The sequence below is a fragment of the Candidatus Venteria ishoeyi genome, assembly GCF_030378065.1.
GTDB classification, from domain to species: Bacteria; Pseudomonadota; Gammaproteobacteria; order Beggiatoales; family Beggiatoaceae; genus Venteria; species Venteria ishoeyi.
Map to the genome: position 1 here is coordinate 1 of NZ_JAUCGJ010000080.1, position 11,082 is coordinate 11,082.

At 43.2% G+C, this 11,082-nt stretch carries 5 protein-coding genes; 2 read left to right on the top strand and 3 right to left on the bottom strand.

Annotated features, from left to right (window positions below; translation table 11 throughout):
* A partial coding sequence (locus QUF61_RS17570) for a transposase (RefSeq protein WP_475392999.1) occupies positions 1-614 on the top strand: 614 nt, incomplete at its 5' end.
* Between the two features lie 607 nt (positions 615-1,221).
* Positions 1,222-3,378: a TonB-dependent receptor plug domain-containing protein gene (locus QUF61_RS17575; RefSeq protein ID WP_289682869.1), complete on the top strand. Its 2,157-nt coding sequence runs from the start codon at positions 1,222-1,224 to the stop codon at positions 3,376-3,378.
* A gap of 134 nt (positions 3,379-3,512) precedes the next feature.
* Here QUF61_RS17575 and QUF61_RS17580 read toward each other — a convergent pair whose 3' ends face one another.
* From QUF61_RS17580 to QUF61_RS17590, 3 genes are all read right to left on the bottom strand, one after another.
* Positions 3,513-8,114: a response regulator gene (locus QUF61_RS17580; RefSeq protein WP_289682870.1), complete on the bottom strand. Its 4,602-nt coding sequence runs from the start codon at positions 8,112-8,114 to the stop codon at positions 3,513-3,515.
* A 3-nt stretch (positions 8,115-8,117) separates the two neighbouring features.
* Entirely contained in the window at positions 8,118-8,687 is a 570-nt protein-coding gene (locus QUF61_RS17585; RefSeq protein ID WP_289682871.1) for a PDC sensor domain-containing protein, read from the bottom strand.
* Between the two features lie 110 nt (positions 8,688-8,797).
* A complete protein-coding gene (locus QUF61_RS17590) occupies positions 8,798-10,468 on the bottom strand; it encodes a sensor histidine kinase (RefSeq protein WP_289682872.1) in 1,671 nt (556 codons plus the stop codon).
* Positions 10,469-11,082: the final 614 nt, after the last annotated feature.

Sequence of the window (11,082 nt, forward strand, 5' to 3'; positions counted from 1 at the left end):
TGGCAGATTTAAGCTGGTTTATGCGTTGTCTGAACGAGCCAATTGCACGCCAGGCAAACAAGGAAGATGAGTGTACCGGGCGCTTCTGGGAAGGGCGTTTCAAATCCCAGGCTTTGCTTGATGATGCTGCTTTAATTAGCTGCATGGCATATGTTGACCTTAATCCGGTACGGGCTGCCATTGCCCAAACACCGGAAGATTCTGAATTTACTTCTTTTGCAGCAAGAGTTGAGATTCAAAAAAAATCAGTCTCAAAACCAGAACCACAAAGCCAATGGCTTTTACCTTTTGCTGAGACTAAAAAGACCGGGAAACCTCAAGCCACGCAAAATACGCATGTTTGCCTGCCCATCAGCCAGGAAGAATACTTTGAACTGGTCGATTGGACTGGGCGCTGTATTCGTGATGGTAAGCGTGGCGCTATTCCTGCGCATATTCGACCCATTTTGCAACGTCTGGAAATTAAGCAAGACAACTGGATAGATGGCATACAGCATTACGGTAATCATTTTTATAAGGTTGTTGGTATCATGCGGCACTTGCTGGAAGAAACTGAACGGCAGGGGCGAAAATGGTTTAAAGGTCAAAGTGCTGCCCGGTTGTTATACCAATAGCTGATATTTTCATTTCTCATTAAGTTATATTTATGGCACCAAATAGCCTGCCATAGGTAGGTTATGGCTGATTTTTGGTTTTTTTCATATAATCGGGCTGTTTTTCCTGGTTTATCTCTGAATTTTATAATTTGACTTGGCTGAGGAAATTAGAACGATAGTGTAGTTTTATTTTTTTAATTTATTGGCTGTCTCTAATTTGTCATTTGTCTAATTTGTCATTTGTCTAATTTGTCATTTATCTAATTTGTCTAATTTGTCTAATTTGTCTAATTTGTCTAATTTGTCTAATTTGTCTAATTTGTCTAATTTGTCTAATTTGTCTAATTTGTTTGTCTAATTTGTTTTTCTAATTTGTTTTTCTAATTTGTTTTGTCTCTAATTTGTTTTGTCTCTAATTTGTTTTGTCTCTAATTTGTTTTGTCTCTAATTTGTTTTGTCTCTAATTTGTTTTCTTGGCTGTCTCTAATTTGTTGTCTCTAATTTGTTCAAGCTACAGTCTATTATTCAAGTATTTTATACCTACATAATTTTGACAAGGCTGTAACCTAATTGTTACAATTGGGTTAATAAATAAGTTAAAATATAATTATGGAATAATATAGTAATGGACTATTATCTGTTTAATAACACAATAAAAATAAAGATTGCTATTGTCTTACTCTGTCAATGCCTGTCTTTTCCCTCTTTACTGGCTGCAACTGGCAATAATGAAAATGACTTGGCTTATTTGCAGAGTCTGTCTCTTGAAGAACTTATGAATATTGAAGTTGTTTCCATTGCAACGGGGCAGCAACAAACTACAAGTGAGGCTCCCGCCACAGCCAGCGTCATTACTGCTACAGATATTCAGGCAATGAATGCCGTCGATCTGGATGAAGTTTTAGCAACCATTCCCGGCCTGCACGTTTCACATCATCATTTAACGGGTAATCCCATTTATACCATGCGCGGTCTTTACTCCTTAAATAATCCGCATGTATTGATTTTAATTGATGGTATGCCAATCACAACGCTAATGGATGGCAACCGGGGACGTGCCTGGGGCGGTATGCCCGTACAGGCAATTTCTCGCATTGAGGTCATTCGTGGCCCAGGTTCTGCACTCTATGGCGCAGATGCTGTTGCTGGCGTTATTAATATTCAGACTAAAACTGCCAGTGACATTGACGGCACTGAAGTTGGAACTCATCTTGGCAGTTATGATACGCAATACACCTGGTTGCAACACGGCGCAAAGTGGCAGGGTTATCAATTGGCATTCAGTCTGGAATATTTTCATAGCGATGGTTATGGTGGTCTGCTCCAGGAAGACATGCAAAGCGCTCTTGATCGCAAATTTGGTTTGGCTGCTTCGTTAGCGCCTGCGAAAATGAATTTACAAAAACGGGGTTATGATCTGCGACTTAATCTGGAGCATGGTCTGTGGCAATGGCGCATGGGTTACCAGGATCGTTCCGATCTGGGTGCGGGCATTGGTATGGCGCAGGCACTGGATAATATCGGCAGTTATACGGATCAACGCTTTAATACGGATCTGACGTATCACGATCCTGATTTGAGTGAACATTGGGATGTCACTGCACAACTGAGTTTTTACCAGAATTCACCATTGCAAAGTGAAGGTTTCCAGTATCTCTATCCAGCGGGTGGTTATAACGGTAAATACCCGGACGGTTATTTTAGCTCACCGGTTTTTAAGGAACGCCATTTTCGACTGGAACTGTCCGGCTTTTATTCCGGCATCAAAGATCATGTATTGCGCGTGGGTACAGGTTATACTTTTGGCGATATGTATCAGGTTGAGCAAATGGCAAATTTTGGCCCCGATCCCATTACCGGCGCGTCGCTGCCACCGGGTTCCGCGCCAGTCAGTTTCACGGATCAGCCTTTTGCGCCAATGCCTGAAGCCCAGAGAAAAAACAGCTATTTATTTGTCCAGGATACCTGGAAACCTCATAACGACTGGGAGATTACGACAGGTTTGCGTTATGATAATTATTCCGATTTTGGCTCAACTTTAAACCCGCGTTTGGCAGTGGTATGGAAAACCAGCGCCAAACTCACCAGCAAACTACTTTATGGCAGCGCATTTCGCGCCCCTGCTTTTAATGAATTATATAATATTCATAACCCGATGATGCAGGGTAATGCCGAATTGAAGCCGGAAAAAATGCAGACCTGGGAGCTGGGTTGGGCTTATTTATCACATGAAAACCTGCATTTTGGACTCAACCTGTTTCATTATACGCTCAAGGATAAGATCCGCTATCTGGCTAATATTAACAAAAATGGTTTTACTGCACAGAACCGTGGTGAGCATCGTGGCTATGGTGCTGAATTGGAAGTTCGCTGGCAACCGCTGCAAGCACTTAATGTTATCGGAAACTACGCTTATCAACACAGCAAATTAGACCAAATCCATGAGGGGGCTTATGCGCCCCAACATAAGGTTTATCTACGTTTTGACTGGAATATCATCAAACGCTGGACATTACATGGGCAGCTACATTGGGTTGCATCACGGCAACGCAACCCTGCTGATCAACGTCATGATATTGCCGATTATACGACAATTGATTTGGGACTGCGTTATAGCGCACCCAACAAAAAATGGAAATTCTCTGCTGGCGTGCGCAATCTGCTGAACCAAGAGGCCAGTGATCCCAGTCCGGGTCCAAATGCGATGGGCATAGTTGGTATTCCAGAGGACATTCCCCTGGCCGATAGAAACTATTTTGTAGAAGCACGTTATTACTTCTGAGTTCCGCAGGACGGATAAGGCTTTTGCCGCCATCCACCAATGTAAGGGATCAAGTCCAATAACTGAGACTGAGTCCCCCAAAATGGTGCATGGTGCTACGCTTATGCACCCTACCACGCTACCGCACTTACACCTTAGCGATGCAACCAAACCCGCAATAAGGACAGCAGGCGTTCAGCTTCCACGGGTTTAGACAAGTAGTCACTGGCTCCCGCATCAATACATTTAGCCTTATCCCCTTTCATGGCTTTGGCGGTGAGCGCGATAATAGGGATATTACGGAATTTAGGCTGGGCGCGAATTGCGCGAATGGCTTCATAGCCATCCATTTCCGGCATCATAATATCCATTAAAATGGCATTGACATCAGGATGCTTTTCCAGCTCGCTCAATCCCTTTTTCCCCGTTATTGCGGTGAAAACTTCCACACCGCTATCTTCCAGGGCGGAGCTTAGCGCAAAAATATTACGCATGTCGTCATCAACAACCAGCATTTTTTTATCACTAAATACCGCGTTGGTGTCATAGACCTGATATAACATTTGTTTCTGCGCTTCTGGCAAGTTGGCGTTTACCTGATGTAAAAATAGCGTTGCCTCATCCAGCAGACGTTCAGGAGAATGGGCCTCTTTGACGGTGAGATTGGTGGCATATTTTTGCAGCAGGTTTTGTTCTTCTTCATTTAATTGGCGTTCACCATAAGCAACAACCGGTACCGGATTGGTGTCTTGAAACAGCGCATTGAGCTGCCCGATGCCCGCGCCATTTTCCACATCAACATCCAGTACAATGCAATCAATGGGTTTTGAGGCCAGTTGTTGACGCGCATCTTCGCAGTCAGGTGAAATAATGCTATGAATACCTTCACTTTGTAATAGCTCCAGAATTTTTTGTTCATGTTCAGCATCATCAGTGATAATCAACAGGTTGCGTATTGAATTGGCAATAAAGCGACTGATTTGACTAAATGTTTCGGTCAAGTCAATCATACTCACAGGTTTCATGGAGTAACCAATTGCCCCCATCATGCGTGCGTCTTGACTGTAATCCGATCCTGAAACAAAATGCACGGGAATATGGCGTGTATCCAGATTGCTTTTCAGGCGTTCCATAACGCTCCAACCATCGATTTTTGGCAGACCAATATCAAGAATAACTGCGGCAGGTTCATAGTGTTGCGCAAGTTCCAAACCCTGCTCGCCATCGGCGGCATATAAGCATTTAAAGGATTGCTCACGCGCCAAATCTATCAGCGTTTTACCGAAATTAAGATCATCTTCAATAATCAGCAGGGTTTTATCTTCGGCTTGGATCTGTTCCCGATCATCAAGCACTAAGGCAAAACCTTGTGATTTTTTCGGCGTGGTTCTTGGCTCAGGTTTGGTTTTAGCTTCTGTTTTGGCTTGAATTTTTGGTGGTTTTGTTATATTTTCTGCTATTTTTTGTTGCAGACGCAGGGGGAGATAGATAACAAAACGGCTGCCACTGCCTTCTTCACTGAATAGCTGAATTTCTCCCCCCAGCAGTTGCGCCAGTTCGCGGGAAATGGACAGACCCAGACCGGTGCCACCGTAACGGCGGCTGGTGGTGCCATCCGCTTGCTGGAATGCCTCAAAGATGTGTTTTTGTTTTTCTTCGGGAATACCGATACCACTGTCACTGACCGCAAAGGACAGGGTGCGTTCAGGATCTAAATTTTCACGGTTAAGCAAGGTGTCTGCACCGGGCTTGCCAATGTTCAAGCTGACTTCACCCTCACTGGTAAATTTGAAGGCATTGCCCAGCAGATTGTTCAGTATTTGGGTTAAACGCTGAAAATCGGTATTTATGGCAAGTGGCAGGCCGTCTTCAACACGAACCGCAAATTCCAGGGATTTTTCATCTGCCATGTGGCGGAATTTTTGTTCTACGGAATCCACAATTTTATTGAGAGAGATTTCTTCCAGGTGAACATCAACCTTGCCAGCCTCAACCTTGGATAAATCAAGAATATCATTAATCAGCGCCAGTAAATCAGCCCCGGCATTATGAATGGTGTTGGCATATTCCAACTGTTTCTCACTGAGGTTGTTTTCTTTATCCGTTGCCAGTAATTGCGCCAGAATCAATAAGCTGTTCAGCGGCGTGCGCAGTTCATGCGACATGTTGGCAAGAAATTCAGATTTGTATTTGCTGGCAATTTCTAATTCTTCAGCCTTGACCTGAATTGAGCTTTTAGCGCGTTCCAGTTCATTGTTTTTACGTTCAACCTCCGTTTGTTGTACTTCCAGTGAATGAGTGCGGTGCTCTAATAACTCATTGGTTTGGCGCAGCTCTTCCTGCTGGGTCTGCAACTCTTCAGACTGGGCTTGCAGTTCTTCAGCCTGGGAAGTCAGTTTTTCATTACTTTCCTGCATTTCTGCTTTTTGTCTTTGCAGTTCGGCAGCGCGTTCTTGCAGTTCCTGCGCCTGTGCCTGACTCTGATCCAGCAGTGCCTGCATTCGTGTGCGGGATTCAGCAGACATGACCGCAATGCCAATACTGGGGACAACCTGGGTGAGAAACTCCATTTGCAAATTACTGAAATCACTAAAAGAGCCTAACTCAATCACACCTTTTAACTCATTTTCATAAGAAAATGGAATAGCCAATATCGTATGAGGGACAGCATTCCCGCTACCTGATTGAATATGGATATAGTCATCTGGAATCTGCGACATCAAAATCGGCTTGCGCTCCAATGCAGCTTGTCCGACCAGGGCTTCACCAATTTTAAACTCATTCACCATACCTTTGCGGTGTATATAAGCGTAACTGGCAACCAGCTTCAAACGGGCGTCGGAAGGGTTTTCTTCTTCAGTTAACAAATAAAATAAACCGACCTGGGCTTCTAAATAGGGGGCGAGATAATTTAATAGTTTTTCTGCCAGGATGATGACATCTTGTTCACCGCGTAGTTGCTCATTGAGTTGTGCCTGCCCGGTTTTCAGCCAGTCCTGAATGGCATTTTGTTCGGTCGCCTGGGATAACTTGCCAGCCGTATTTTCCAGCGCATGACGAATTTCTGCAAAATCACCACTGTATTCCAGTTCTACCTTGGCTTGCATATTACCACTGGCCAATTCTGCCAGAATGCGGCTGGTTTCACTGATAATGGCCTGAAGGTTTTCCGCCATCTCATTGGTGGCCTGCTTGATTTTGGCAAAGTCTCCCGGAAATTCACTATCAATACGTACTGACATTTCACCACCAGCCAGGTGGGAAAAGGTTTGCCCTGCTTCACTAATCAAGGCTTGCAGATTGTCAGCCATGGCATTAGCTGCATGTTTAATTTCTGCAAAATCACCCGGAAATTCGGATTTGACGCGACTACTCAGGGCACCTTCAGCAAATTGCCAGGAAACCGTCTGGGTTTCTGCAATCAAGGCCTGCAAGGTAATCGTCATGCGGTTGATTGCATCTTTAATGGTGGCAAATTGACCGGGGAAGTTCTTTTCAATACGTGCGTCAAGCTGGCCTTGTGCCAGCTTTTGTGTGACCAGGCTGATTTCACCTATAATTTCATGCAAATTACTTTGCGTAGTTTGCATGGCATTTAGTAATTGCCCAACTTCATCTTGCGCGGGGGTGGTTTCAATTTTAATATTCAAATCCCCTCTGGAAATGCTATCGAGGGCATTCACCGCCTTGTGTAAATTTTTAGAGAGCACGCGACTCATCAAATAAATCACCAGCCAGGCTAACACCAGAATCAACATGCCAATGCCCACAATATTCATCAGCGTCTCATTGACATGGGCCATTAATGCGGCCTTGGGAATGTTAACCGTAACCATCCATTTCTGACCGGTAAAGCCAATTTCTACCGGTGCGCCGTAGGTAATAACGCTTTCTCCCCTCCATGAGGACATGCGATCGATTAAAAATGGTTCATTACTCAAAATCTTTTTAGTGAAAAGTTGAGATTGGGTCACTTCATTGACTTTTTTACCCACATAATCGGTATTTTTACTGGCGGCAACGACACCATTACCACTGAAAAAGTGTACATAAGCCCCTTCAAAATCTCCAATCTGAATATGTTCGGCAATATCTTGTAACTTGGTCAAACTCAAATCAATGCCACTGATACCGATAAACTGATCATTTTTATCTAATAAGGGTACCACCAGGGATGTCAGCAGAATATCTTTGCCCTGCACCGGGTAAACAAATGGGCCAATAACCGTTTCACGTTTACGTTGTTTGGGTTTGAGATAATAATCACCATCGCCAGGCTTATCGTAATAAAGTAAAGCTTCTAATACGCCTTGACCTTCTGTGCCGCGTGTCCAATAAGGTATAAATCGCCCGCTATCATCATGTCCAAGCTCCCCAATAAAATTATGGTCTTTACCATCATAGGCATCTTTTTCAAAGGCAGTATAAACCCCTAAAAATTGTGGGTTATTTTCAATGAAATAGCGTAGAATGACATTAGCTTTGCGACGGGTGAGGCGAAAACCATCGATATTGGCGGCTGCTTCAAAGACATTTGCCAAGGCGCGGGCCTCATCCAGCGCAACTTCCAGTTGTGCTTTGAGATCATTGGCATGATGCAATGCTGTTTCCCGGGCAATCGTCTCCATATCTTTTTCGGCAAGACGATAAATCTGTATGCCGACATAGCTAGAAATACTTGCAATAGTGAGAATGATGACCGCCGTAGCGATAAACATCAGTTGTGTACCCAGTTTAAGGTTTTTGAAGCTGTGCATCACTTATCTCCTTTCCCAACGATCTAAACTGATGCCAAACATGATCACGCCAATGGCATCAGTTTCAGACATCACGGGTACTGATATCTGGATCATGATTTCATCAGTACTGAGATCATATTTCGCATCACTGTAATAAATTGCACCTTGACCATTGCGATAAGATTCAGTGAATTTAGCCTCATCACCTTGCCAATAATCAGTCGTCTTGTATGTAAGACAAACTAAGGCACCTTGCTGATCCATGACAAAAGCTTCGCTGATAAAAGGGTAGATTTGTTGCAGATTAAATAAGATTAATGCGCAATCATTGCGCATCAAATCCCACATAAATGAATCAATACCAGGCGTGTTACGCCAAGTGGTATCTTGTTGTTTAATGGAAGTGAGGCTGGTTTGCAGCATATTTTGTGTTTGCACTGCTAAAACAAATGTTTCGTGTTTAGCGGTCTCCTGCAAATAGCGTTCAGTAAAAACACGCATCGCCTTGGGTGTTTCATTTGCCCAGGCTGAGTTTGTACACAGGAATAACAGTACCCCCCAAGCCAACTTCATTGGTATAGAATGACGCATCGTAAACCACCTCCTTTTTTGGTACAACTAAGTAGAACACCTTATTCTCTCTATTCTCTCTATTCTCTCTTAGCGGAGAAATATTATTCGGTGTACTCAAGCTTATTTTTTTATTCAGCAGAAGCTGCTTTCAGGTGTAATGTAAAGGTACTACCTTTATTGACCTCACTCTGGATAGTGATGCGGCCCCCCATTATTTCTGCAAAATGCTTGGAAAGGGTGAGTCCCAGACCTGTCCCCCCATATTTGCGGGTGGCTGAACCATCTGCCTGGGTGAAAGGCTCAAACAGCTTTTCTTGTTCTTTTAGTGGAATGCCAATACCGGTATCCGTAACAGAAAAGTCCAGCCATTCTTCTTGAGAAGTTGTTTGTCTGACTACTGTCAGTGTGATATGTCCCTTTTCAGTAAACTTGCAGGCATTACTGATTAAATTTAATAAAATTTGTCTTAACTTGGTGAGATCAGTGAACAGATAGCCCAAATCTTTTGCATATTTAAGCTGAAAAGTATTATGGTTTTGCACTACCAGCGGTTGCACTGTAGTAGCAAGATTATCGAGCAATGTGATAAGTGAAATCGACTCATTATGAAGTGTAGCCTTACCTGACTCTATTTTGGAAATATCCAAAACATCATTAATTAAGGTGAGTAAATGTTTGCTCGATTCTAAAATTTTATTTGTATCATCAATGTAATCATTGAAATCGGGGTAATCTTCAAGTTGATCTGTAAACTCTTCTGTTAAAATTTCACTATAACCAATAATTGCATTCAAAGGCGTGCGCAATTCATGACTCATATTCGCCAGGAACTGGCTTTTAGAAAGGTTAGCCTGTTCTGCTGCTTCCCTGGCTTGTTCTGCGGCTTCTTTGGTTAGCTGCATAGAAGCTTCAGCTTCTTTACGCAAGCTAATATCACTAAATGAAACCACGCCCCCCACTGTCTTATTGTTCTCAATAAGTGGAGCGGCAATATACTCAACAGGAACCGGGGTGCCATCTTTTCGCCAAAAAACCTCATTATCAATGCGCTGGCTTTCTGTATCCCTGTTTTCACAAACAATATTGCAAATGGGACAATCCTCTGGAAGATAAACCGAACCATCCGGGTGGGCATAGTGGATTTTCTCGTGTTGTAGCTGCCCGATAAGTTCTTGTGGCGCATAACCCAGTATTTTTGCTGCCGCAGGATTTAAGAAGCTGACAGCACCTTCCAGGGTCATACCAAAGATACCATCTTCAGTACTATCCAAAATGAGTTGTTTTTGGCGGCTCAATAAGGCTAATGCCGCTTGTGCCTGTTTACGCTCATTAACTTCCAGACGTAATTTATTATTGGCTTGCAGCAGTTCATCAGTATGCAGGTATTCGCGTTCAATAAAATGTAAATAAGTACGAATACGGTTAATTAACTGGGAAGGATCAATAGGTTTAGTCAAATAATCAGCCGCACCGACTGCAAAGCCTTTTTCCTGAAATTCTTCGGATTTATATGCCGCAGTTAAAAAAACAATCGGAATATTTTTGGTTTTTTTTATGGAGCCTAAAATACGTGCAGTTTCAAAACCATCCATTCCCGGCATTTGCACATCAAGAATGATCAGATCAATGACTTGTTGCAGGATAATATTAAGCGCCTTTTCCCCTGAATCCGCTTCAATGACTTCTGCGCTAATATGCTCAGTCAACAAACTTCGTAAGGTAAACAGATTATTCTGGTTATCATCTACGATAAGGATCTGGGGCATTTGCTTTGTGGTCATGGTGGTCATGGTGGTCATGCCTCCCATCCTCTTTATCACTCCAGCAATCGCTGGATACACATTTCACCTATCACACCTGTGCATTAGTTAGCGTGCTTTAAAAGAGCCTGCGCAATCACCAGTGGAAACAATACTAAAATTTTTTATTATTTAAGGGAAAGTATAACAGTCTGTTCGTCAGTGTGAGCAACTTCTTTGCCATTTCCAACCTGGAGTGATGAAAACCGCCGGATATAAAAACTGTAAGCATCTTTCAGTGCTCAAGGTACTGAAGGACGCTTATACCTTATGCTAAAACAAGTGCTTTTGTAGTCACATGTGGTACCAAACTGGTGCCATGCCCCTGCTGGTATTAAAACAATTGGCTTGGGCAGAACTACATCAAGAGGAACTTTTAGGAGTGAGAATTTTATAACTTCAGCAACTTGGCTGGTCTTTTCCTCCATTTTCTGCGTTGTGAAAACAGTTACATAGCTTGCTATGCGCCTGTTTTCACGCCTTGAAAATAACTAAACAACCACCCGCTAAAAGACGGGTGGGTTAGAGCATTTGGCGGCTGAAAGCCGAGATACAGGGCGGACAAGCCCTGTTGTTTAGCCCCAACGGGGCGCATTAATATAGCCAAGGGCAAC

Bases quoted from the DNA above. Each gene is read 5' to 3' on its own strand.
- QUF61_RS17590 (WP_289682872.1), bottom strand. From the start codon at position 10,468: ATGACCACCATGACCACCATGACCACAAAGCAAATGCCCCAGATCCTT.
- QUF61_RS17585 (WP_289682871.1), bottom strand. From the start codon at position 8,687: ATGCGTCATTCTATACCAATGAAGTTGGCTTGGGGGGTACTGTTATTC.
- QUF61_RS17580 (WP_289682870.1), bottom strand. From the start codon at position 8,114: ATGCACAGCTTCAAAAACCTTAAACTGGGTACACAACTGATGTTTATC.
- QUF61_RS17575 (WP_289682869.1), top strand. From the start codon at position 1,222: ATGGACTATTATCTGTTTAATAACACAATAAAAATAAAGATTGCTATT.